This window comes from Modestobacter lapidis (genome assembly GCF_054780755.1).
Map to the genome: position 1 here is coordinate 1 of NZ_BAAGVS010000002.1, position 22,524 is coordinate 22,524.

Consider the following 22,524-nt stretch of genomic DNA (forward strand, 5'->3'; position numbering starts at 1 on the left):
CTCGGGCGAACCGTCACACCCCGATGTCATCCTCACGCCCACGCGGGCTCAGAACCCCGACGATCATGAACCCCGACAAGATCACGAAAGATCAAGGCTAGACTCGCTGCCCGATCCGGCTGCCCTCCACGTCGAAGGAGCACGATGAGCTCGGCAACTCCGCTCCACCACGTGTCGCGGGACGTCACGGAGACGTTCGTGGACATCGCCGGCCACCGCATCCGGATGCTGCGCGCAGGCGCGGGGCCGGCGATCCTGTACCTGCACGGCGTCGGTGACCTGGGCGGCTGGATCCCGCCGCTGAGCGAGCTGGCCAAGGATCACCTGGTGCTGCGGCCGGATCACCCGGGCTTCAACGGCAGCGATGACATGTCGGTGGACTCGCCTGCCGACGTCGCGGCCGTCTACTCCCGACTCCTCGACGAGCTCGGTGTGGAGTCGGCCACGGTGGTCGGCTGCTCGTTCGGCGGCTGGATCGCCACGGAACTCGCCTTGCTGGAGCCGGTGCGCGTCTCGAGACTGGTCCTGATCGACCCGGCCGGAATGCCGGCGGAGGAGCCGCGTCCGCGCCTGTCCGACCTGGGTGCCGCGGAGGCCGTGGCGCTCACCTACTTCGAGCCGGATGTGCGTGCGGCCGCCACGGCGCGTGCGGTCCGCCTGCCGGAGGACGACCCCGCCGCTCACGCCCGTCAGGTGCGGAACAGCCGGACGGCTCGACGGCTGGGTCCCGACCTCCACGATGCCGGCCTCCCTGCGCGGGTCGCGGCTCTGGAGCAACCCGTCCTCGTCGTCTGGGGCGAGTTCGACGGGATCATCCCGCTGTCCCACGCCCGGTCCTGGACCAGTGCGATCCCACATGCAGAGCTTCAGATCGTTCCGCGGACCGGGCACCTGCCGCACGTGGAGAAGCCGACGGACTTCTTCGCACGGACTGATTCCGTCTGGCCGGCCACTGCCCGGTCCGTGCGGCGCGACTGAGGAACGCCAGTGCACACCGAACGAGCGCGATGCCCGGGGCGCCGTCTCGGTGGCCGCGAGTGACCGGGGGAGCGCAGCCCGAGGACCGCGCGGCGGTGCTGGACCGGCTCTTCGACGTCCGCGGCCGAGCCGCCGTCGTCACCGGCGCGGCCAGCGGGATCGGGCTGGCCATCGCCGAGGTGCTGGCCACCTGCGGCGCGCGGGTCACCCTCGCCGACGCCGACGCAGCGGGGGTCGCCCGCGAGATGGCCCGGCTGGCCGCGCAGGGCGCCGACGTCCGCAGCGCCGTCGTCGACGTCGCCGACCCCGTCGCCGTCGACACCGCCCTCCGCGAGGCGGCCGCGGCGCACGGCACGCTCGACATCGTCTTCGCCAACGCCGGCATGTCCGCCGGCCCCGGGCCGACCACTCCCGACGGCCAGCTCACCGCCGTCGAGCAGGCCCGCTGGGACCGCGTCATCCAGGTCAACCTCGGCGGTGTCTTCGCCACCCTGCAGGCCGCCGCCCGGTACGTGGCCGATGGCGGCCGGGTGGTGGTGACCTCCTCGATCGCCGGCCTGGCCGGTGACCCGATGGTGGGCTACGCCTACGCCGCGGCCAAGGCCGGCGTCGTCGCGCTGGTGCACCAGGCCTCGGCCGACCTCGGCCGGCGCGGGATCCTGGTCAACGCCATCGCCCCCGGCTCCATCCGCACCAACATCGCCGGCGGCCGGATCCGCGAGCCGGAGGTGGCCGAGGCGTTCGCCTCGGCCACGGTGCTCGGCCGGATCGGTGACCCCGCCGAGCTGCAGGGGCTGGCGCTGTTCCTCGCCTCCCCGGCGTCCAGCTACGTCACCGGCGCGACCTTCACCGTCGACGGGGGAGCGACCGCGATGCGGCCGCTGCCGGGCCGTCCCGCCGCCGGCGGCGCGCCGGCCGGCTGAGCACTACCGTCGCCCAGGGGGACGACGACGTCCGACCGACCCGACCAGCTCCGGAGACCGGCATGCAGCAGGTGACCCTGGCCTACGGCCGTGACGGGCTGACCGTCGACCTTCCCGACGACGCCGCCGTCATCACCCCGGTCCCGCACGCCGCGGCGGCCGACGTCCCGGCCGAGCTGCTCCGGGCGCTGCGCGAGCCGGTGTCCGGGCCGCCGCTGCGCGAGCGGGTGCAGCGCGGCCAGACCGTGGCGATCTCGGCCTGCGACATCACCCGGGCCCAGCCGCGGGACCTGATGATCCCGGCGGTCCTCGAGGAGCTCGACGGCATCATCGACCTCGACGACATCGTGGTGCTGGTCGCCACCGGCACCCACCGGCCCAACACCGAGGCCGAGCTACGGGCCATGTTCGGCGACGCCGTCGTCGACTCGGTCCGGATCGTCAACCACGACGCCCGGGCCAGTGACACCCACCGGTTCGTGGGCACCTACGGCGACGGGGTGCCGGTCTGGCTCAACGAGCAGTGGGTCGACGCCGACGTGCGGCTGACCACCGGTTTCGTCGAGCCGCACTTCTTCGCCGGGTTCTCCGGCGGGCCCAAGATGGTGGCCCCCGGCCTGGCCGCACTGGACACCGTGCTGGTGCTGCACGACGCCAAGCGGATCGGCGACCCCCGGGCCACCTGGGGCGTCACCCAGGGCAACCCGGTGCACGACGACGTCCGGGCGATCACCGCCGGCGCCGGCGGCGTCACGTACGCCTTCGACGTCATCCTCAACATGGAGCAGCAGGTCATCAGCGCGTTCGGCGGCGACATCCTGGAGATGCACGCGACAGCCATCGAGCAGGCCCGCGAGGTCGCCATGGCCGCCGTCGACGCGCCGTTCGACGTCGTCGTCACCACCGGCTCGGGCTATCCGCTGGACCAGAACCTCTACCAGTCGGTGAAGGGCATGTCGGCCGCCGCGCAGGTCACCCGGCCCGACGGCCTGATCGTCTGCGCCGCCGAGTGCGTCGACGGGTTCCCCGACCACGGCTCCTACCGCGAGGTGCTCACCTCGGCGGCCTCCCCGGAGGCGCTGCTGGAGCTGATCGGCGCCCGCGAGGTCACCGTGGCCGACCAGTGGCAGGTGCAGATCCAGGCCCGCATCCAGGCCGCGCACCGCGTCGTCATGCACACCTCCTACCTGTCCGACGACCAGCTGGCCGAGGCGCACCTGTCGCAGACCGACGACATCGCCGCCACCGTCGCCGAGGCGGTGGAGAAGGCCGGCCCGGGTGCTCGGGTGTGCGTGCTCCCCGAGGGCCCGCAGACCATCCCCTACGTCCGCGGCACCGTCTGACCCGAGCACGCACTGACGCTCAGTGACGGGGCGGGTGCACCGACCGTGGGCGTCGGATCCGCACCGTTCCGGCGGGAACGCGCGGCCTGTCACCCATTCGGGTGGGGTTATTTCGGATCATTGATGGGGAAGGTGTGGCTCGTGGTGTTCTTGTTGGTTTGGCCGCCACCGAGGGTCACCAGAATGGCTGTGACGCAGATCACACGCGCACCGCGTTTCGCTTCTTGATGCTCATTGCGGGCATTGCTAGCTTTCCTGCGAGTTCCCCGGCATCCCGCAATCAGCGCGGGTGATCAATAGTCCGGTGGTGACCTACGGGGGGCAATCATCCAGCGTGTCGTCGACCTGACCTGTCCCGGCTGCGGTGGCCCCTGGTCCACCGACATGGCGTCCTGCCAATACTGCGGTCGTCAGGTCATCATCAGTTCCCTGTCCAGCCTTCGGGACCTGCTTCCCGGCGACCTCAAGGCGCATGTCCGCACCTACCAGGACGCGCTCGCGGAACAGCCCCGCGATCCGGGGATCGCCCTGTCCCTCGGCATGTGCTACCTGGGTCTGGGGCTCTATGACCAGGCCCAGCAGCGCTTCGAGGCGGCGATCGACGACGACCTCGAGCGCAGCGAGACGTACTTCTACGCAGCCATCACCCTTTTGCGTGGAAAGAAAGCCTTTCTCACGCCGCTGGCCACCATTCGTGCGGCCGAGGCCTACATTGAGGCCGCGCTGAAGCTCGAGGACCGGGGCATCTACTCGTACTTCTTCGCATATCTCCGGTACGACTACTACGAACGCAAGTCGCTCAACTGCTCACCTTCCTGGGCCGATCTCCTCCAGCAGGCGATCGCCCAGCACGTGACCGATGAGGACGTTCGTCTGCTGTTCGACCTGCTGCGGGTGAACCCGGCGGCGCTGCCGTTCGGTTCCCTCACGTCCCACTGAGTCCGCTCGAACTCCCCATCAGAAACGGAAGGTGCCAGTCGTGGATCTGGACTACAAGAAGAACCAGAAGTACTTCAAGCCGATGAGCCTCAAGCCGGGCCTCGTCCTGGCTGCTGTCGGTCTGCTCGTGCTCATCGCGGGGCCGGGTGCCGGCAAGGTGGTGGGCCTGCTGATCCTCGCCGGTGGCGCGGCGCTGATCTACTTCCAGTTCGCCGGGCGCCCCACCGACGAGGAGATCGACCGCGCGGCCATGGGCGTCGTCCGCTCGTCCCAGCAGCGCGCGATCGCCAAGCTGGGGCTGGACGAGGACCAGGTCAAGGTCATCGACCCGCTGCTCATCGACGGCTACGTCCTTCGGAACGAGACGGTCAAGCGCGGCAAGGACGGCGTCTTCCGGACTCCTCGGTACGAGGGCGTGGTGCTCCTGTTCAGCGAGCAGCAGCTGTACTCCTACAAGCTCCAGTTCTCGCTGGTCGAAGACGGCCGGGTGAGCGAGCAGACCGACGAGTACTTCTACCGCGACGTCGTCTCGATCTCCACCGCGAGCGACTCGATCAAGGTCTCCGAGGTCGGGGGCGGCTCGAAGACGGTGAACCTCGAGCTGTTCAAGCTCACCACCTCCGGTGGCACCTCGGTGACCTCGGCGATCCGCGACGAGGGCCAGGTCACCCGGTCCCTGCAGGGCGCTCGCCAGCTGATCCGCGAGAAGAAGTCGCTGGTCTGATCACTGCCCGGTCCGGCCGGGTGCGGCACGGTGCCGCACCCGGCCCGACCGGGACCACCTACCCGACGTCGTCCGAGGGAGCAGGCCGCAGATGGTGCAGGGTCCGGGATCTGCCCCCGCCTACGCATCCCTGGTGAGCGGTGAGGTCGTCGGCACCTTCGTCGTCGAGGTCCTGCGCATCCCGCATGTGACGGTCCTGGCCGACGACGGCGACGTCTCGGACGTCGTGGAGCGCAGTCAGGAGGACTTCGCCCGGCTGCTCGTCGAGATCCACCAGATGTGCTACCCGGGTTCCGATCTGGACAGCGGGTGCTGCATCGAGCTGCTGTGGGCCAGCCGCCAGGTCGCCGACCAGCCGCACGCGGCAGACGTCCGGCTGTTCCTCATCGGCCGGATGATCGGCGGCGACCGCGCCGAGGCGGGGGCGCGGCTGGAGCAGATGCAGGCCCTGGTGCTCACCGCGCTGGCCGCCGGCGACTTCGACCATGCCGTCGTCCCCGCCGAGACGTACGCCCAGGTGGTGGCCCCCGAACCGGGTGGACGCATCCTGACCCTGGTCAAGGAGGCGTGGGTCGACGACCTGCAGAACGCCGTCCTGCCGCGGGTACTGGCGTTCGACCGCCTGCCCGAGGCCACCGGCGACCTGAGCCGGATCGCCGGGGCCATGGTGGAGCACCCCGGGTGCACGGTGTCGGTCCAGCTGATCCCGACCGCGCTCTCGGCCGCGGAGCAGGCTGCGGTGGAGCAGACGAGCACCACGCTCCACATGCTGGGCTCCGGTGTCGCGGACCAGACGCTGGGCCAGGTCAGCCTGCTCTCCGCCGCCAAGCGCGCCCGGGTCTACGAGTACTACGACCGGCACAAGGCGGGCCCGCTGTTCCTGTTCAACATCGTCGTGACCGGCCCCCGCGTCTCGGCATCGGTGGTGGCGAGCCGGGTCTCCAGCCACCTCGCGTCCGTCTCGTCGGCGCAGTCGTTCACCCCGCGGATCCTGGAGGTCACCGGCGAGCTGCTGCCCGCCTACCGGGGTGTCGCCGGCCTGCCCTGGCGGGTCAACGAGGTCCTGCAGGAGCGGTCGAGCGGCCCGGACGCCTGGCCCGGGGGAATGCCGGGTCCGGCCTTCTGCCGGTTGCCGTTCCTGCTCACCGCGGGCGAGGCCGCCGAGGTCTTCCGGTTGCCCCTGGCCAACTCCCGCGTCGGCGCCGGGTTCGAGGTCAACGAGACCGTCCGGGCGAGCCGCAACTTCAGCACCGGCGTGGTCGGCGGCAGCGAGATCCACGTGGGCGCGCTCAGTTCGAGTCAGCGGCGGGTGTCGATCGGGTTCAACCGCGACGACCTCGCCAAGCACGCCTTCGTCACCGGAACCCCCGGGTCGGGCAAGACGACCTTCATCGTGGGGATGCTCGACCAGTTGTGGCGCGAGCACGGCATCCCGTTCCTGGTGATCGAGCCGGCCAAGACCGAGTACCGCGCCCTCATCGAGACCATCCCCGACCTGCAGATCTTCACCCCGGGGAAGAACTCCGTCTCCCCGCTGATCATGAACCCCTTCACGCCACCGGAGAACGTGCGGCTGGAGAGCTACAAGTCGACGCTGAAGACCGCGTTCTCCGCCGCGGTGACGATGGCGTCACCGCTGGACCGGATCTTCGAGGAGGCGATCGCCAACGCCTACTCCAAGCACCGGTGGTTCGACTCCTACACCACGGCGGACCCGGGCGAGACGTTCGGGATGCTCGATTTCCTCGCGGTGTTCCGCGAGACGTTCGAGCGGATCGGTTACGTGGGCGAGGCGCAGAACATCGGCCGGGCCGGGCAGGTCCGGCTCAACAGCCTCGTGCGCCTGTTCGACAACTACCAGACGATCCCGGTCGCCGACCTCATGACGAAGCCCACCGTGGTGGAGCTGGCCGCGGTGGAGAACCCCGAGGAGAAGGCGCTGATCATCGCGCTCCTCCTGCTCAACGTCATGAGCTACGTGAACGGCAATCTCGCCGGCGACGGCAAGCTGAAGAACGTCCTGCTGCTCGAGGAGGCGCACGTCCTGCTCGATGCCCGGGAACGGGGCTCCCAGCACGGCGATGCCGATCCGGCCGCGATCGCCAAGGCGCTGCTGCGGCGGATGCTGGCCGAGCTGCGCTCGTACGGGGTGGGCCTGGTGATCGCGGACCAGTCGCCCCGGAAGGTATCCAGCGACATCGTCGCGCTGACCAACATCAAGGTCGGCTTCCGGCTCGTGGAGGCCGAGGACAAGGAGATCTTCGCCCAGAGCACGAACATGGCGGACGTGCAGAAGACCCGGCTCGCCCGGCTGCGCCCGGGGCAGGCGATGCTGTTCTACGAGCGGCTGGAGGAGCCGGAAGAGGTCACGCTGCCCGATGCCCGGTCCGAGCGCGGCATCCGGGTCTTCGTGTCCGACGAGGAGATCGCGCGCACCCTCACCTACTGGCGGGACAACCCCGACCTCCTCATCCCCTACCGGGAGTGTGCGTACCTCGACAGCTGGGACGTCTCGCTGAACGAGATGAGCAGGGAGATCGCCCGGCGGGTCTTCCTCGCCCACTTCACCACCGAGTCCGCGCGCGTCGAGGAGCTCCAGCGGGTCTACCGCCGGATCGATCCCCTGATCAGGGCGGAACTGCCCCCCGGTCTCGACTACTCGACCGAGCTCGCCTCGGCCATCCGGCTGAACTTCCTCCGCTTCGTCAAGTACTACACCCGCATCCCGCTGCCCGACGGTGTCATCCGGGCGACCCTGCAGGCAGGCCGGAAGGAGGTGGCGGTCGGTGCTTGACGCCCAGCCGACCTCGTCGGCCCCGGAGTGGTCGTCCGCCGGCCCGGAGGCCCCGGAGGCGCCGGAGGCCCCTGAGGCGCTGGAGTCGGTCCCCGACGTCGCGGCGCTGCCGGAGGACGACGGCCGGAGCGACCTGGACGGGGAACCGTCGCCGTGGGCCGAGGGCGACGTCGTCGAGCTGCACGAGGACGAGCACCCGCCCGAGGCGACCGAGGCGGACGCTGCGGGCACCAGCTGGGAACTGACGGAGGAGCCGTCGTCCGCGGAGACCGAGCGGCTGCCCGCAGACGCCGCGTCCGACGAGGCGGCGCTGCTCGAGGAGCCGCTGGATGACGGCGCCGCGGATCACGTCGCCGAGGCTCCGGTGGACGAGATGCCGGTGGACGAGGTGCCCGTGGACGAGGCGCTGGTCGAGGATGCGGTGCCGCCGGGCGACAGCGCCGACGCTGCCGCCGCGGACGCCGTCCAGGGCGACGACGGCACCGGAACCGACCTGCGCAACGCGCCGGACAACGCTGCGCTGGCCGAGCAGCTGAGCGCGCGCGGCCTGCGGCTGGGCGCGGTCGAGGACTTCGACTTCACGGACAACCCCGTGCTCGGTTACCGGGAGTCGGCTCCTCCCGAGGACGTCGCCTATGCCGTGCAGCGGTGGGACGACACGATCGCGCCCGCTCTCGCCACCGGCGCCACCCGGGACGACTTCGCCGCCCACGACGACGCCCACGGCCTCGCCGGTCACCAGCGCCTGTCCGGGGTCTTCGACTACTTCCTGGGGGACGACCCCATCACCAGCGGCGGCGTGAAACCCAACGGAAAGCTCGACGTGAACGGTGGCCGCCACCGCCTGGAGCAGGCAGGGCTGCTCGGGATCAGGCATCTGCCGTTCCGCAACTGAACCATCGAAGACGAAGAGGCCACATGAAGATCTATGACGTCATCAAGAACGAGTCGGGGAACCTGAACGGGGGGCTCGGAACCAAGAAGCTGCTCGTCTGGAAGTTCACCGGGGAGGACTTCAACGACAACTCCCAGTTGATCGTCTCGGAGTCCGAGGAGGCGGTCTTCGTCCGGGACGGTGTCGCGGTCGCCGTCTTCACCGGTGGCCGGTACACGCTGAACACGAACAACCACCCGTTCATCGGCAGCATCCGGCGCCGGCTCACCGGCGGGGTCAGCCCGTTCAGCGCCCAGGTGTACTTCGTCAGCAAGGACCACAAGCTCGGTCTGTTCTGGGGGACCGACACCCCGATCCAGATGCGCGACCCCGTGCTCCGGCTCCAGACGAGCATCCAGGCCCGCGGCTCGTACTCGGTGCAGGTCCACGACTCCAAGAAGTTCCTCGTCAAGCTGGTGGGCAGCAACCTGCAGCTGCTCAGCGAGGCCGACCTCGGCTCCTACTTCCGCTCGGCCTTCCTCCAGCACGTCAAGGACGCCATCGCCCAGCACATCAAGGACTCCGGACAGGAGATCCTCGAGGTCTGCGTGGAGAAGACCGCGATCGCCCGCTCGATCACCGAGCGCCTGACCCCGATCGCCGACGACTACGGCATCCGGCTCGTCGACTTCTACCTGGAATCGGTCGACATCCCGGAGAGCGACCCGAACCGCGGCAAGCTGGAGGAGGCCTTCGCCGACAAGGGCGTCATGGGCATCCTCGGTGCGGACTGGGGGCGGCAGCAGTCGGCCGGGATCCTGCGGGACCTGGCCAACAACCCCGGCGCCGGCGGGGTCGCGGCGACGGGAGCCGGAGTCGGGCTGGGCCTCGCGGCCGGGAACGTCTTCGGTGACATGTCGACGAGGATGTTCGCCCAGCCGCTGGACCCCCCGGCGCCGCCCGCGGCCACGTTCGCGGGTCCGAGCCGTGCGTCCCGGTACGCCGAGCGCCCGGCGGAGTCCGCGACCGTGCCCTGCCCCGGCTGCGGCGCCGACAACGCGCCGACGGCGAAGTTCTGCATGGAGTGCGGTGCCCAGCAGCCGGCCGCCGTGCGCGGGTGCACCGGCTGCGGGGCGCCGGTCGCGGCCGCCGCGAGGTTCTGCCCGGAGTGCGGCACTCCCCAGCACGTCGCAGCGGAAGGGTGACCGACATGAACCGCAGGTTCCTGCTCCTCCTGGCCTGGCTGGTCCCGCCGGTGATCTACGCGGCCGTCGTCGTCGCGGCCGGGGACCCGGAGACCCAGGGCTGGGTCGCGATCGGGTTCACCGCCTTCGCCTACGTCGCGATGGGCGTGGGCCCCCGGCTGGTGCCCGGCGGCCGGGATCGTGCCGTCCACGCCGGCCCGCTGGCGTACGTGTCGGGGATCTACCTGATGGTCCAGGTGGTGGTCGGACTGGTGCTCGTCTTCGCGCCGGACATCGTCCCGGCGACGGTCTCCGTCCTGGTGCAGATCGTGCTGGCCGGGGTGTTCGTCCTCGTCTTCCTGAGCATCGCGATCTCGAACGACCACGCGGCCGTGAGCGTGGAGCGGTCGCACACGGAGGTCGCCTTCCTCCGGGCGGCTGCGGCCCGGCTGGAGTCCCACCGCAGCACCGTGTCCGACCCGGCGCTGCGCCGCGCGCTCGAGCGGCTCGCCGAGTCCTTCCGGTTCAGCCCGACCGCTTCCTCGCCCGGCGTCAGCGACCTCGAGGACCAGCTCCGCTACGGCCTCGACCAGCTGGCACGGGACCTGGCGCCGGGCGGTTCGGAGGCGGAGGCGCTGCTGGCGGTGACCGCGATCTCCGGGCTGCTGGAAGAGCGCAACCGGCTGCTGGTGGCCCATCGCTGAGCTCCGCGGCGGGCGCAGGCGGCCCCAACGGGTGTCCGGGCCGCTCCGGGAGCGAAAGGCGGATCAGGCGCGTTCTCGACAGCAGAACGGCCGGGGGTGAGTGTCGTCCGGTGACGAATGCGTGGCTACCGTTCCGGGCATGTCCGCGTCGCTGCCCACGGATCCGGGCCGGCTCCACCCGTCCGTGCCGCCGCGCCGACGCAGGCCGTCGTCCCCGCCCGCACGCACGCCCGTGAGAGGAGACCTGCCATAACCGCCCTCGAGCACCGCCCCGCCGCGGTGGACTTCGACAGCCCCGAGCACCAGGCCAGGCTGGCCGAGCTCTACCGCGACTTCGACGCCGTCGGGATGACCCCGCTGTGGCGTACCCGCGAGGGCCTCATGCCGCAGGTGCCCGAGCCGCGGGCGGTTCCGCACCTGTGGCGCTGGGACGACCTGTACCCGCTGGCCGCCCGCAGCGGCGAGCTCGTGCCGGTCGGCCGCGGCGGCGAGCGCCGGGCCATCGGCCTGGGCAACCCCGGCCTGCCCGGTGATCCGTACGCCACGCCCACGCTCTGGGCCGCCATCCAGTACCTCAACCCGCGGGAGAACGCCCCGGAGCACCGGCACTCGCAGTCGGCGTTCCGCTTCGTCCTCGAGGGCGAGGGCGTGTGGACCGTCGTCGACGGCGACCCGGTCGCGATGCGCCGCGGCGACCTGCTGCTGACCCCCGGCTGGCACTTCCACGGCCACCAGAACGTCTCCGACACCCCGATGGCGTGGCTCGACGGCCTGGACATCCCGCTGGTCGTCGGCCTCGACCAGGGATTCTTCGAGTTCGGCCCCGAGGAGGTGCGCACCAAGCGCACCCCGGACCGGTCCAACTCCGAGCGGCTGTGGGGCGGCCCCGGCCTGACCCCGGTCGGCGCGGTCGGCGCCCGCCCCAGCTCGCCGCTGATGGCCTACCGCTGGGAGCACACCGACACCGCGCTGAACGCCCAGCTCGAGCTCGCCGACGAGGGCATCCCGGGGACGCTCGTCGAGCCCGGACATGCGGCGGTCCGGTACAGCAACCCCACCACCGGCGGTGACGCGCTCACCACGATGCGCACCGAGATGCACCGGCTGGTGGCCGGGACGCGCACCCGCCGCAGCCGCACCTCGGCGTCGTCGGTCTGGCAGGTCTTCGACGGCAGTGGCACCGTCACGATGGACGGCGTGGCCCGCACCCTCACCCACGGCGACGTCGTCGCCGTCCCGGCCTGGACCGAGTTCAGCCTGCAGGCCGAGTCCACCCTCGACCTGTTCACCTTCTCCGACGCACCCGTGTTCGAGAAGCTCGACCTGCTCCGCACCTCGTTCTCCGAGGACCTGACCCCCGAAGGGGATGACGCCTGATGCGCCTCGCCACGATCCGCACCGCCACCGGAACCCGCGCCGTCCGCATCGACGGCGACCGCGCCGTGGAGACCGGGCACGCCGACGTCGGTGAGCTGCTCGCCGTCGCCGACTGGCGGGCCACCGCCGAGGCCGCCGACGGCCCGGCACACGACAAGGCCGGGCTGGACTACGCCCCCGTGGTCCCGCGCCCCAGCAAGGTCGTCTGCGTGGGGCTGAACTACGCCAACCACATCACCGAGATGGGCCGGGAGCTGCCGCAGCACCCGACGCTGTTCGCCAAGTACCCCGAGGCGCTGATCGGCGCCTACGACGACGTCGTGCTGCCCGCCGCGTCCGAGGCGATCGACTGGGAGGCCGAGCTGGCCGTCGTCGTGGGGACGACGGTGCGGCACGCCGACGAGGCAACCGCCGAGGCGGCCATCGCCGGGTACGCCGTGCTCAACGACGTGACCGCCCGCGACTGGCAGTACCGGACCATGCAGTGGCTGCAGGGCAAGACCTTCGAGGCCACGACGCCGTTCGGGCCGGAGCTGGTCACCCCCGACGAGGCCGGTGCCGGGCTGGACCTGTCCTGCTCGGTCGACGGCGACACCGTGCAGACGGCGAACACCTCCGACCTGGTCTTCGGGCCGGCCGCGGCGATCGCCTACGTCTCGACGATCCTGACCCTCAACCCCGGCGACGTGCTGGCGCTGGGCACCCCCGGCGGCGTCGGCCACGCCCGGAAGCCACCGCGCTACCTCACCCCGGGCGCGGTGCTGACCACCGCGATCGCCGGGCTGGGCGAGTGCCGCAACACCTGCGTCCCGGAGAAGCGCGCATGAGCGCCCCGCCCCAGGTCCCGACCGAGGTCCTGGGCTGGTGGGCCGACGGCGAGCAGCACCTCGGCACGGCGCTCGGCCGGCTGACCGACGAGGATTTCGCCGCCCCGTCGCTGCTGCCCGGGTGGTCGCGGCAGCACCTGCTGGCGCACGTGGCCCGCAACGCCGACGCGCTGGTCAACCTGCTCACCTGGGCGCGCACCGGCGTCGAGACGCCGATGTACGCCTCGCCCGAGGCCCGGGATGCCGGTATCGCCGAGGCGGCCGCGCTGGCGCCGGCGGAGCTGCGCGCCGAGGTGGTCGCGGCCACCGGGCGGCTGGTCCAGGCGATGCGGGCGCTGCCCGCCGATGCCTGGTCGGCGGAGGTGCGCACCGCGCAGGGCCGCACCGTGCCGGCCCGGGAGGTGCCGTGGATGCGCAGCCGTGAGGTGTGGGTGCACGCGGTCGACCTGGCCGCCGGGCTCGACTTCGCCGACGTTCCCGGGGACGTGCTGGCCGCCCTGGCGGACGACGTGTTCCGGATGTGGGACCGGCGCGACCAGGTGCCCGACGTGGCCGTCTTCGCCGGTGACCGCGAGTGGGGCACCGGCTCCCTCGCGGTGGCCGGCTCCCTGCCCGACGTCGTCGGCTGGCTGACCGGCCGCTCCGACGGCGCCGGGCTGCAGGCCGACGGCCCGCTGCCGACCCCCGCGGCGTGGCTGTGAGTGCCCCCTCGTCGCCCGCGGTGCCGGCCTCGGCGGGCTGACCTTGGCCTTGGCCCTGGCCCTGACCCTGGCCCTGGCCCTGGCCCTGGCCCTGGCCGGGCGCTCGGTGCGCGTGACTACTGCGGGCCCGGCTCGCGGACGGCGAAGAATTCTCCGCGGTCGTGTCGATCCGGCCGTCGCCCGTTCGTCGGATGGGCAGCGGGGGTTGCGCCGGTCGAGAGGATCGGCGCAGACGCCGCCCCCGACCGATCCGAACGAGGAGACCAGCGATGCGGTTCATGGTGATCGTCAAGGCCAACGAGGACACCGAGGGCGGCACGATGCCGACCGAGGCGGAGCTCGCGGAGATGGGCGCGTTCAACGAGGAGCTGGTGAAGGCCGGCGTGATGCTGGCCGGCGACGGCCTGCACCCCAGCTCGAAGGGCGCTCGGGTGCGCTTCGACGCCGACGGCAACGCCACGGTGATCGACGGGCCGTTCACCGAGACCAAGGAGCTGATCGCCGGCTTCTGGATCCTGCAGGTCTCCTCCCGCGAGGAGGTGCTCGAGTGGGTGAAGAAGGCGCCGTTCCGCAACGACGAGCTGGAGGTGCGGCAGGTCTTCGACACCGACGACTTCGGCGACGCGCTCACCCCGGAGCTGCGCGAGCAGGAGGACCGGATGCGGGAGGCCGTCGCCCAGCAGCACGGGGCGTGAGTTCGGCCGGCGCCACGCCGGACTCGGTCCGCCGCACCGTCGACGCGGTGTGGCGGATGGAGTCCGCGCGGCTGGTCGGCGCGCTCACCCGGGTCACCGGCGACATGTCCCTGGCCGAGGAGCTGGCGCAGGACGCGCTGGTCGCGGCGCTGGAGACCTGGCCGAGCACCGGGCTGCCGGCCAGGCCGGGGGCGTGGCTGATGGCCACCGCCAAGCACCGGGCGATCGACTCCTTCCGGCGGGCCCAGCGGCTGGCCGGCAGGACCGCCGAGATCGGCCGGTCGATGACGCAGGTGGAGGAGCCGGACTGGGCGGCGGCGCTGGACGAGGTCGTCGAGGACGACGTCCTGCGGCTGGTGTTCATCTCCTGCCACCCGGTGCTCTCCCGCGAGGCCCGGGTGGCCCTCACCCTGCGGCTGGTCGGGGGTCTGACGACCGCGGAGATCGCCCGCGCCTTCCTGGCCGCCGAGTCGACGATCGCCCAGCGGATCGTCCGGGCCAAACGGACCCTCACCGCCGCCCGGGTGCCGTTCGAGGTGCCCGCGGGCGCGGAGTTCACCGCCCGGCTGTCCTCGGTGCTCGAGGTGCTCTACCTGGTGTTCAACGAGGGCTACGCGGCCACCGCGGGCGCCGACTGGACCCGGCCGGACCTGTGCGCCGAGGCGCTGCGGCTCGGCCGGGTGCTCGCCGAGCTCACCCCGGCCGAGCCGGAGGTGCACGGCCTGGTCGCGCTGATGGAGGTGCAGGCGTCCCGGCTGGGCGCCCGCACCGCTCCCGACGGGGCGCCGGTGCTGCTGCTCGACCAGGACCGCAGCCGCTGGGACCGGGTGCTGATCGGCCGTGGCCTGGCCGCGCTGCAGCGCGCGGAGCAGTCCGGCCGGGCGCTCGGGCCCTACGCGCTGCAGGCCTCGATCGCCGCCTGCCACGCCCGGGCCCGGACGGCGGAGGAGACCGACTGGACGCGGATCGCGGCCCTCTACGAGGCGCTGGCCGGGGAGACGCCGTCCCCGGTGGTGGAGCTCAACCGGGCGGTGGCCGTCGCGATGGCCTACGGCCCGGCCGCCGGGCTGGAGCTGGTCGACCGGCTGACCGCCGTCCCCGCGCTGCGGAACTACCACCTGCTGCCGAGCGTGCGCGGCGACCTGCTGGCGAAGCTCGGCCGGCCGGCCGAAGCGCGGGCGGAGTTCGAGCGGGCGGCGGCGCTGACCCGCAACGACCGTGAGCGGGCCCTGCTGACCGGCCGGGCCGCGGCCTGCGCGGCCGGGCCGGGGGACGCTGCCGCCGCCCGGCCCGGCTGATCGGCGCCGGCCGGGGCGTTCAGCCGATCGGCCGGGGCGTCCGGGGCATGGCCAGGGCGGTGATCAGGCTCAGCGCGAGGACGGCGGCGCTGGCGCCGAAGGCCACCTGGAACGAGAAGGCGTCGGTCAGCCACCCGGCGACCAGCGGGCCGGTCACCGCGCCGAGGTCGGCGACCATCTGGAAGACCGCGACCAGCCGGCCACCGCGGGCCGGGCTGACGTCGCCGACGATCGCCGCGGGCACGCTGGCCAGCAACGAGGCGGCCAGCCCGAAGGTCGCCATCGACAGCAGGAACAGCGCGGTGACCGGCGGCAGCACCAGCACCGCCATGGACGCCGTGGCCAGCGCCGAGCCGAGCAGCAGCGCCGGACGCCGTCCCCAGTTGTCCGACAGCCGCCCGGCGCGCAGCAGACCCACCGCCTGGGCGAGCGACCCGGCCAGCAGGCCGGCGCCGGCCCAGGCGGCCGTCTTGCCCAGCTCCTCGGTCACGTACAGCGGGACCAGCGAGTTGCGCACCCCGAACAGCACCCAGCCCACCCCGAGGTTGGCGACGAGTGCGGCGAGGTAGGCCCGGGAACGGAACGCCGCCGCCAACCCGCTCCCGGCCTTCGGGGCGGGCGGACCGGCCGCGTCGGGGGCCGGCACCGGCGCCTCCGGGAGGTCACGGGACGGGCGGCGGAGCAGCACCAGCGCCACGGTGCCGGCCACCAGCAGGGCGGCGGTGTAGACGAAGAACGGCAGCTGCGGGGAGACCTCGGTGAGGAAGCCGCCGGCCGCGGGACCGGCGATACCGCCGAGGATGAACCCGCCCTGGTACGTCGCCGCCGCGCGACCCCGCTGGGTGGCCGGCGCGGCGCGCAGCAGCAGCGACAGGGCGGCCACGGTGAACAGAGCGCTGCCGATGCCGCCGGCGCCGCGCAACGCCACAAAGAGCGGGAAGCTGCCGGCCAGGGCGGACAGCCCGGTGGTCACCGCCACGATCACCAGCCCGGCGGCGAGCACCGCCCGCTCGCCCAGCCGCTCCACGAGCGAGCCGCCGGCGAAGGCGGAGACGAAGCGGAAGAAGGCGAAGGTGCTGATCGCCAGGCCCACCGCGGTCGTCCCGACGCCGTAGGCCTGGGCGAACAGCGGGATCGCCGGGGCGACGACGCCGAAACCCAGCGCGACCACGAAGGCGACGATGGCGAGGACGCCGACCTCGCGGGGGAGGGGGTCGGTTCCGCGGGGTCGGCGCACGAGGATCGATCCTGGCAGGTGCCCCGGCGGCCCCGCCTCAGGGCGCCGGGGGCGCCAGCGGGTCGACCCGGCGGAGGAACGACCGGACCGCCAGGTGGTGCGACAGCGACTCCCGGTGGTCGTCGCAGGCGGTCCAGATCTTCTCCCGGTCGGGGGTGTGCAGCCGGGGGTTGTTCCACACCAGCTGCCACTGCGCCGGACGCGTGCACGCCTTCGCCGAGCAGATCGCCGGCCGCTCCGCCGGTGCCGCGTCCTCCGTCATGCCTGGAGTCTGACTGCGCACCCGGCCCGCTCCGTCGGTGGGTGGCGAGGTCGGTGGGTGTCGAGGTCGGTGGGTGTCGAGGTCGGTGGGTATCGAGGTTGACCTCCGCCGGCCGCGGGGTACCGGCGGGGCCATGACGAACACCAAGCCCCTCGCCCTGGTCACCGGTGCGTCCAGCGGCATCGGCCACGAGCTCGCCAGGCAGTTCGCCCAGCACGGCTTCGACCTGGTGGTCAACGCCGAGGACGCCGGCATCGAGAAGGCCGCCATGCTGCTGCGCGCGGAGGGCGCCGAGGTGCACGCCGTCCAGGCCGACCTGCGCACCCCCGCGGGGATCGAGCAGCTCTGGACCGGCGTGACCGGGCTGGACCGGCCGCTGTCGGCCGCCGCGCTCAACGCCGGCGTCGGGCGGGGCGGCGCCTTCCTCGACACCGACTGGGCCGACGACCTGGAGGTCATGCAGCTCAACGTGGTGTCCACGACCGCGATGCTGAAGTTGGTCCTCACCCAGATGACCCGACGCAACGAGGGGCGGGTGCTGGTGACCTCCTCGATCGCCGCGACGATGCCCGGCTCGTTCCAGGCGGTCTACAACGCCTCGAAGTCGTTCCTCCAGTCGCTCACCGAGGCCGTGCAGAACGAGCTCGAGGATTCCGCCGTCACCCTCACGTCGCTGATGCCCGGCCCCACCGACACCGAGTTCTTCCACCGGGCCGACATGGACGACACCATGATCGGCCAGGGCAGCAAGGACGACCCCGCGCAGGTGGCCGCGCAGGGATTCCAGGCGCTGATGTCGGGCGCGGACAAGGTGATCGCCGGGTCGGTGAAGACGAAGGTCCAGGGGCTGGCCAACAAGGTGCTGCCGGACAGCGCCAAGGCTGCCACGCACCGGCGGATGGCCGAGCCGAAGGAGTAGCAGCGGTCACCCGACCAGGGCGCTGGTCGCCGCGGCCGGTCCGCCCCGGCGAACTACCCTGGGTGCCCGACCACCGGTCGGCCGGTGCGGCGCCCCTCCTGGGCGGGCGCCGGGCGCCGGTCACGAACGGAGGAGCGCGGTGAGCACGCCACAGGGCGGCGAGGGGCAGGGGCCGTACGGCCGCGGACCGCAGGGGCCGGGCCGGGTTCCGCAGTCGGGCAACAAGACGCCGCTGATCATCGTCGGGAGCGTGGTCATCGCCGTCTGCGTCGTCGTCCTGTTCGCCCTCAGCGGCGGTGGCGGGTCGACCGCGCCCCGGCTGCAGGCGGGCGACTGCCTGGCCTCCGACGGGACCGATCCGGTGCCCTGCGACGATGCCGAGGCCGCCTACCGGGTGCTCGAGACGCGAGACGACGTCCCGGAGGCGGACGCGCCCGTCGTCTGCGGCGCGGTCCCCGGCGTGGTGGCGTTCGGATGGGAAGGCGAGGCCGGCGGTACCGGCACCGCCTACTGCCTCGGCGCCGGCTGAGCGCACCCGCGGCGCGCTCGGCGCACCTGCGGCTGGCAGAGTGGACGTCATGGACGACGTCGTCATCTGCTCCCCGGTCCGTACGCCGGTCGGCCGCTTCGGCGGCGTCTTCGCCGGGCTGTCCGCCAACGAGTTGGCCGCCACCGCGCTGCGGAGCCTGGTCGAGCGCACCGGGCTCGGTGCGGGCGAGGTGGACGACGTCATCCTCGGCAACTGCAGCCCCAGCGGGGAGAACCCGGCGATCGGGCGGATCGCCGCCCTGGACGCCGGCCTGGGTGTCGAGGTACCCGGGCTGCAGATCGACCGGCGCTGCGGCTCCGGACTGCAGGCCATCATCTACGCGGCCATGCAGGTCGCGGCCGGGTCGGGGAAGGTCGTCGTCGCCGGTGGCGTGGAGTCGATGAGCAACGTCGAGCACTACGCGCTCGGCCTGCGCACCGGGGCCAAGGGTGACGGCGTCATGCTGCACGACCGGCTCGCCCGGGCCCGGGAGACCGCCGGCGGCCGCGACCACCCGGTGCCCGGCGGCATGCTGGAGACGGCGGAGAACGTCCGCCGCGAGCACGGCATCGACCGGCTGGAGCAGGACGCCTGGGCACTGCGCTCGCAGCAGGCGGCCGGTGCCGCCATCCGCGAGGGCCGCTTCAAGGACGAGATCATCGGCGTGGAGGTCCCGGGCACCCGGAAGACGCCGGCCCGGGTGGTCACCGAGGACGAGCACCCCCGCCCGGAGACGACGATGGAGGACCTGGCCAGGCTGCGGCCGGTGATGGGCCGCGTCGACCCCGAGGCCACCGTCACCGCGGGCAACGCCTCCGGGCAGAACGACGGCGCCGCCGTCTGCGTGGTCACCACGCGCGCCGAGGCCGACCGCCGCGGCTGGGAACCCTTCGTGCGGCTGTCCGGCTGGGCCGTCGCCGGGGTTCCGCCGGAGACCATGGGCATCGGACCGGTGCCGGCGACGGCCAAGGTGCTCGAGCAGACCGGGCTGACGCTGGCCGACATGGATCTCATCGAGCTCAACGAGGCCTTCGCCAGCCAGGTGCTGGCCTGCCTCAACGCCTGGGGCCTCGGCGCCGAGGACCGCGAGCGGGTCAACGTCAACGGTTCGGGCATCTCGCTGGGCCACCCGGTGGGGGCCACCGGCGCCCGGATCCTGGCCACCCTCGCCCACGAGATGCGCCGCCGCGAGGCCCGCTACGGGCTGGAGACGATGTGCATCGGCGGCGGGCAGGGGCTCGCCGCGGTGTTCGAGCGCGTCAGCTGACGCGGGCGCCGACAGCGGCGCGGCGGAGGCCGCCGCGCCACCGTCGGCCCGGTCGGGTCAGCCGGCCGCAGCGTGCGGCAGGCGGCCGGGCGGAGCGGCCGTCGATCCCCGGCGGGCCAGCCGGGGGGCCACCAGCTCCGCTCGCGGAACCGGCTCGTCGGCGCCGGTGAGCTGGCCGAGCAGCAGCTCGGCGGCCCGGTGGGCCTGCTCGGCGGCCCGGTTGTCCACCGTGCTGATCTGCGGGGACCAGAGGGTGAAGAAGGGCTCCTCCTCGGTGCAGATCAGCGACAGCTCCTCGGGGACGCGCAGCCCGCTGTCGGCCAGCACCGTCAGCACCCCGAAGGACGCTTCGAGGTTGCTGACCAGCAGCGCACTGGGCGGCTCGGGCAGGTGCAGGAGGCTCTCCGCCGCCTGGCGCCCGAACAGCCAGTCGAACGGCCCACGCCGGACCAGGGCGGGGTCCGGCTCGACGCCGGCGGCGCGCAGTGCGGCGGTCAGGCCGGCGTGGTGCGCGCGGCCGGACGTGACGTCGGCGGGGCCCTCGATGGCGGCGATCCGGGTGTGCCCCAGGGACAGCAGATGCTCGGCGGCCAGCCGGGAGGCGGCCTCGTACCCGGCCATCACCGACGGCGCCCGGGAGCCGGGCACCTCGCGGTTCATGGTGACCACGGCCCGGCCGTCGTCCAGCAGCCCGTTCACCAGGTCGGCGTTGGCACCCGACCCGGCGACCACGACGCCGTCGAAGGAGTGGGTGTGCACGGTCTGCAGGAAGGTCGCCTCCCGCTCCGGGTCGCCCCCGGTGGTGCAGACCAGCACCTGGTAGCCGTGCTCGCCGGCCCAGGCCTGCAGCGTCTCGGCGATGACGTGGAAGGTCGCCGTCCGCAGGTTGTTCACGACCAGCCCGAGCAGGCCGGACCGGTTGGTGCGCAGCGCGCTGGCCATCCGGTTGGGCTGGTAGTGCAGCTCCTCGGCCGCGGCGAGCACCCGTTGCCGGGTGGTGGGCAGGACGGCGGGATGGCCGGAGAGGGCACGGCTGGCGGTGCTGGTGCTCACTCCGGCATGGGCCGCCACGGAACTCAGCGTCGCGGACACAGCTGATTCCTACAGGTCATGAGCATGGATCACGACCTTGACCCGCCGGGCCACCCCGGTGACCTCCGTCGTCCCGGCCGGCCGGGGTTCCCGGGAGGGCGGTCGAGAATCCTTTCCCTCCGATGATTGGTGAGGCTAACCTTCCTGGTGTCCGACGTCGCGAGAGGTCGGATCCATCGACGGCAGGGAGATCCGGATGACCACGGCCACGAGCGCTCCGGCCGGCCGCGCACCCGCGACCAGTGCTGCGAGCGGCCCGGTCGGAGCCGCGCCGGCTGCCCCGGCCTACCGGTTCTTCGCCGTCACCGTCGCCCGCACCCAGCAGCTGGGCCCGAGCTTCCGGCGGCTGACCCTGGCCGGCCCGGCGCTCACCGGCTTCGGCGCCGGCGGGGACGACCAGCGCATCAAGCTGGTCATCTCCCGTGACGGCCGGCCGGTCGAGGGCCTGCTCACCGACGGCCCGAACTGGTACCAGGACTACTGCGCCCTGCCCGACGACGTCCGCCCGTACCTGCGCACCTACACCGTCCGGGCGGCCCGTCCCGGGCTCGGGGAGCTCGACGTCCACGTCGTCCTGCACGGCGTCGACGGCGGGCACGCCGGTCCGGCCGCCTCCTGGGCCGCCGCCGCCGAGCCCGGCGACCCGGTCGTCGTGCTCGGTCCCGACCGCCCGGGTCGCGGTCGCCCCTGGGGCTGCGAGTGGGCGCCGCCGCTCACCGGCCCGCTGTTCCTGGCCGGCGACGAGACGGCCGTGCCGGCCATCGGCGCGATCCTCGAGGCGCTGCCGGGCGAGCGGCCCACCATCGCCGTGCTCGAGGTGCCGACCGCCGGCGACGTCCTGCCGCTGGACGTGCCGCCCGGCGTGGAGGTCCGCTGGTTGGTCCGGGGCAGCCGCTCGCGCGGGGAGGCGCTGGGCCCCGCTGTGCACGCCGCGCTGTGCGAGCTCGGCGTCGCCAAGCGGTCGGCGGGGGAGGACCCGGAGGACGTCGACCTCGGGCGCGGCCTGCTGTGGGAGGTTCCCGAGCGGCGCACCGAGGGCTGCTACGCCTGGCTGGCCGGCGAGGCCGGGATGGTCAAGGCGCTGCGCCGCCGGCTGGTGCGCGACCTCGGCCTGCCACGCACCTCGGTGGCGTTCATGGGCTACTGGCGGCTGGGCGCGGCCGAGGGCAGCTGACCCCGGGCGCGCAGGTGGCGCGGTGGCCTACGGTCGGGGGCCGGGCGCCGGGTTCCCCGGCGCGGAAGGAGTCTCCTGTGCTGCGTGTCCTGCTCGCGCTGGTTCTACTGCTCTTCGCGGTCTGGGTGGTGCTGGGCGTGCTCGGCTGGGTCGTGAAGGGCCTGTTCTGGCTCGCCGTCGTCGGCATCCTGGTGCTGGTCGGCTCGGCGGTGCTCGGCCGCGCCGGCCGCCGCCACTGATCCGGTGACCGTGGTGCTCGTCGACGTGGCCAACGTCGTCGGCTCCCGGCCCGACGGCTGGTGGCGGGACCGGGCCGGGGCCACCACCCGGCTGCTGCACCGCCTGACCGGGCTCGCCGGGCGGGCGCTGCCCGGGCCGGATGGCGTCCCGGTCGCGGTGACCGCGGTCGTCGCGGTGGTCGAGGGGCAGGCTCGCGCCGCCGATGTGCCGGCCGGCCTGCGCGTCGTGCACGCCGAGGGAAGCGGGGACGACGCGCTCGCGGTGGTGGCCGCCGACCTGGCCGACGGCGACGATGACCTCCTCGTGGTGACCGCGGACCGGGGGCTGCGCGCCCGGCTGCCCGCCGCCGCCCGGGTGACCGGCCCGGGTTGGCTGCTGTCGGCGGCCGACGGCGCCACCGCCGGGTAGCGTGCGACGCCCGCTCTCCCGAAGGACAGGACCGC

23 protein-coding genes are annotated in these 22,524 nt (G+C 73.0%); 20 read left to right on the forward strand and 3 right to left on the reverse strand.

What is annotated here, in order from left to right; translation table 11 throughout:
• Positions 1-144: 144 nt before the first annotated feature.
• The 14 genes from ACYVG5_RS02670 (at position 145) to ACYVG5_RS02735 (ending at position 15,361) form a co-directional block, all read left to right on the forward strand.
• Positions 145-978 (forward strand): alpha/beta fold hydrolase, encoded by an 834-nt coding sequence (locus ACYVG5_RS02670; protein WP_222046365.1) that lies wholly within the window; start codon positions 145-147, stop codon positions 976-978.
• A gap of 59 nt (positions 979-1,037) precedes the next feature.
• Positions 1,038-1,901: an SDR family NAD(P)-dependent oxidoreductase gene (locus ACYVG5_RS02675; protein WP_222046367.1), complete on the forward strand. Its 864-nt coding sequence runs from the start codon at positions 1,038-1,040 to the stop codon at positions 1,899-1,901.
• A 62-nt stretch (positions 1,902-1,963) separates the two neighbouring features.
• Positions 1,964-3,244 (forward strand): nickel-dependent lactate racemase, encoded by a 1,281-nt coding sequence (gene larA / locus ACYVG5_RS02680; RefSeq protein WP_222046368.1) that lies wholly within the window; start codon positions 1,964-1,966, stop codon positions 3,242-3,244.
• A gap of 384 nt (positions 3,245-3,628) precedes the next feature.
• On the forward strand, positions 3,629-4,183 hold the full coding sequence (locus tag ACYVG5_RS02685) for a tetratricopeptide repeat protein (protein ID WP_222046369.1): 555 nt from the start codon (positions 3,629-3,631) through the stop codon (positions 4,181-4,183).
• A gap of 31 nt (positions 4,184-4,214) precedes the next feature.
• Entirely contained in the window at positions 4,215-4,907 is a 693-nt protein-coding gene (locus ACYVG5_RS02690; protein WP_222046370.1) for a hypothetical protein, read from the forward strand.
• Positions 4,908-5,040: 133 nt separating this feature from the next.
• On the forward strand, positions 5,041-7,701 hold the full coding sequence (locus ACYVG5_RS02695) for an ATP-binding protein (RefSeq protein WP_222046371.1): 2,661 nt from the start codon (positions 5,041-5,043) through the stop codon (positions 7,699-7,701).
• Positions 7,694-8,596, forward strand: coding sequence for a hypothetical protein (locus tag ACYVG5_RS02700; protein WP_222046372.1), 903 nt, complete (start codon positions 7,694-7,696; stop codon positions 8,594-8,596). The genes ACYVG5_RS02695 and ACYVG5_RS02700 overlap by 8 nt, the downstream gene beginning before the upstream one ends.
• 23 nt (positions 8,597-8,619) lie before the next feature.
• Positions 8,620-9,780: an SPFH domain-containing protein gene (locus tag ACYVG5_RS02705; RefSeq protein ID WP_222046373.1), complete on the forward strand. Its 1,161-nt coding sequence runs from the start codon at positions 8,620-8,622 to the stop codon at positions 9,778-9,780.
• Positions 9,781-9,785: 5 nt separating this feature from the next.
• Positions 9,786-10,463, forward strand: a complete 678-nt coding sequence (locus ACYVG5_RS02710) for a hypothetical protein (RefSeq protein WP_222046374.1) — start codon at positions 9,786-9,788, stop codon at positions 10,461-10,463.
• Between the two features lie 279 nt (positions 10,464-10,742).
• Positions 10,743-11,840 carry a cupin domain-containing protein gene (locus ACYVG5_RS02715; RefSeq protein WP_460682940.1) on the forward strand — a complete coding sequence of 366 codons (1,098 nt, stop codon included), beginning with the start codon at positions 10,743-10,745 and terminating at the stop codon, positions 11,838-11,840.
• The gene (locus ACYVG5_RS02720) at positions 11,840-12,667 is read left to right on the forward strand and encodes a fumarylacetoacetate hydrolase family protein (RefSeq protein WP_222046378.1); all 828 of its coding nucleotides are present in this window, start codon (positions 11,840-11,842) and stop codon (positions 12,665-12,667) included. Before ACYVG5_RS02715 ends, ACYVG5_RS02720 begins: the two co-directional genes overlap by 1 nt.
• Complete coding sequence (locus tag ACYVG5_RS02725; protein ID WP_222046380.1) at positions 12,664-13,368, forward strand: maleylpyruvate isomerase family mycothiol-dependent enzyme; 705 nt, start codon at positions 12,664-12,666, stop codon at positions 13,366-13,368. Before ACYVG5_RS02720 ends, ACYVG5_RS02725 begins: the two co-directional genes overlap by 4 nt.
• 269 nt (positions 13,369-13,637) lie before the next feature.
• Positions 13,638-14,063, forward strand: coding sequence for a YciI family protein (locus ACYVG5_RS02730; protein ID WP_222046382.1), 426 nt, complete (start codon positions 13,638-13,640; stop codon positions 14,061-14,063).
• Complete coding sequence (locus ACYVG5_RS02735; RefSeq protein WP_460682941.1) at positions 14,060-15,361, forward strand: RNA polymerase sigma factor; 1,302 nt, start codon at positions 14,060-14,062, stop codon at positions 15,359-15,361. Before ACYVG5_RS02730 ends, ACYVG5_RS02735 begins: the two co-directional genes overlap by 4 nt.
• 19 nt (positions 15,362-15,380) lie before the next feature.
• Here the strand turns inward: ACYVG5_RS02735 and ACYVG5_RS02740 are convergent, their stop codons facing one another.
• On the reverse strand, positions 15,381-16,598 hold the full coding sequence (locus tag ACYVG5_RS02740; RefSeq protein ID WP_222046384.1) for an MFS transporter: 1,218 nt from the start codon (positions 16,596-16,598) through the stop codon (positions 15,381-15,383).
• A 37-nt stretch (positions 16,599-16,635) separates the two neighbouring features.
• A complete protein-coding gene (locus tag ACYVG5_RS02745; protein ID WP_222046386.1) occupies positions 16,636-16,860 on the reverse strand; it encodes a hypothetical protein in 225 nt (74 codons plus the stop codon).
• 133 nt (positions 16,861-16,993) lie between these two features.
• Between ACYVG5_RS02745 and ACYVG5_RS02750 the strand changes: the two genes are divergently transcribed.
• The 3 genes from ACYVG5_RS02750 to ACYVG5_RS02760 all read left to right on the forward strand — a co-directional run bounded on the left by ACYVG5_RS02750 (position 16,994) and on the right by ACYVG5_RS02760 (position 19,575).
• Positions 16,994-17,779, forward strand: coding sequence for an SDR family NAD(P)-dependent oxidoreductase (locus tag ACYVG5_RS02750; protein WP_222046388.1), 786 nt, complete (start codon positions 16,994-16,996; stop codon positions 17,777-17,779).
• 139 nt (positions 17,780-17,918) lie between these two features.
• Positions 17,919-18,308 (forward strand): LppU/SCO3897 family protein, encoded by a 390-nt coding sequence (locus ACYVG5_RS02755; RefSeq protein ID WP_222046390.1) that lies wholly within the window; start codon positions 17,919-17,921, stop codon positions 18,306-18,308.
• 49 nt (positions 18,309-18,357) lie between these two features.
• Entirely contained in the window at positions 18,358-19,575 is a 1,218-nt protein-coding gene (locus ACYVG5_RS02760; protein WP_222046392.1) for an acetyl-CoA C-acetyltransferase, read from the forward strand.
• 57 nt (positions 19,576-19,632) lie between these two features.
• Here the strand turns inward: ACYVG5_RS02760 and ACYVG5_RS02765 are convergent, their stop codons facing one another.
• Complete coding sequence (locus ACYVG5_RS02765; RefSeq protein WP_460682942.1) at positions 19,633-20,667, reverse strand: LacI family DNA-binding transcriptional regulator; 1,035 nt, start codon at positions 20,665-20,667, stop codon at positions 19,633-19,635.
• A 196-nt stretch (positions 20,668-20,863) separates the two neighbouring features.
• On the opposite strand from ACYVG5_RS02765, the gene ACYVG5_RS02770 reads away from it, so the two are divergent.
• From ACYVG5_RS02770 to ACYVG5_RS02780, 3 genes are all read left to right on the forward strand, one after another.
• Positions 20,864-21,841 carry a siderophore-interacting protein gene (locus ACYVG5_RS02770; RefSeq protein WP_222046396.1) on the forward strand — a complete coding sequence of 326 codons (978 nt, stop codon included), beginning with the start codon at positions 20,864-20,866 and terminating at the stop codon, positions 21,839-21,841.
• Between the two features lie 77 nt (positions 21,842-21,918).
• Entirely contained in the window at positions 21,919-22,080 is a 162-nt protein-coding gene (locus tag ACYVG5_RS02775) for a hypothetical protein (RefSeq protein ID WP_222047030.1), read from the forward strand.
• 4 nt (positions 22,081-22,084) lie between these two features.
• Positions 22,085-22,489 carry a hypothetical protein gene (locus ACYVG5_RS02780; RefSeq protein ID WP_222046398.1) on the forward strand — a complete coding sequence of 135 codons (405 nt, stop codon included), beginning with the start codon at positions 22,085-22,087 and terminating at the stop codon, positions 22,487-22,489.
• Positions 22,490-22,524: the final 35 nt, after the last annotated feature.

What these genes read in the sequence shown, in the direction of transcription:
- ACYVG5_RS02670 (WP_222046365.1), top strand. Translation starts at nt 145, where the DNA reads ATGAGCTCGGCAACTCCGCTCCACCACGTGTCGCGGGACGTCACGGAG.
- larA (WP_222046368.1), top strand. Translation starts at nt 1,964, where the DNA reads ATGCAGCAGGTGACCCTGGCCTACGGCCGTGACGGGCTGACCGTCGAC.
- ACYVG5_RS02685 (WP_222046369.1), top strand. Translation starts at nt 3,629, where the DNA reads ATGGCGTCCTGCCAATACTGCGGTCGTCAGGTCATCATCAGTTCCCTG.
- ACYVG5_RS02705 (WP_222046373.1), top strand. Translation starts at nt 8,620, where the DNA reads ATGAAGATCTATGACGTCATCAAGAACGAGTCGGGGAACCTGAACGGG.
- ACYVG5_RS02710 (WP_222046374.1), top strand. Translation starts at nt 9,786, where the DNA reads ATGAACCGCAGGTTCCTGCTCCTCCTGGCCTGGCTGGTCCCGCCGGTG.
- ACYVG5_RS02720 (WP_222046378.1), top strand. Translation starts at nt 11,840, where the DNA reads ATGCGCCTCGCCACGATCCGCACCGCCACCGGAACCCGCGCCGTCCGC.
- ACYVG5_RS02725 (WP_222046380.1), top strand. Translation starts at nt 12,664, where the DNA reads ATGAGCGCCCCGCCCCAGGTCCCGACCGAGGTCCTGGGCTGGTGGGCC.
- ACYVG5_RS02730 (WP_222046382.1), top strand. Translation starts at nt 13,638, where the DNA reads ATGCGGTTCATGGTGATCGTCAAGGCCAACGAGGACACCGAGGGCGGC.
- ACYVG5_RS02745 (WP_222046386.1), bottom strand. Translation starts at nt 16,860, where the DNA reads ATGACGGAGGACGCGGCACCGGCGGAGCGGCCGGCGATCTGCTCGGCG.
- ACYVG5_RS02750 (WP_222046388.1), top strand. Translation starts at nt 16,994, where the DNA reads ATGACGAACACCAAGCCCCTCGCCCTGGTCACCGGTGCGTCCAGCGGC.
- ACYVG5_RS02760 (WP_222046392.1), top strand. Translation starts at nt 18,358, where the DNA reads ATGGACGACGTCGTCATCTGCTCCCCGGTCCGTACGCCGGTCGGCCGC.
- ACYVG5_RS02770 (WP_222046396.1), top strand. Translation starts at nt 20,864, where the DNA reads ATGACCACGGCCACGAGCGCTCCGGCCGGCCGCGCACCCGCGACCAGT.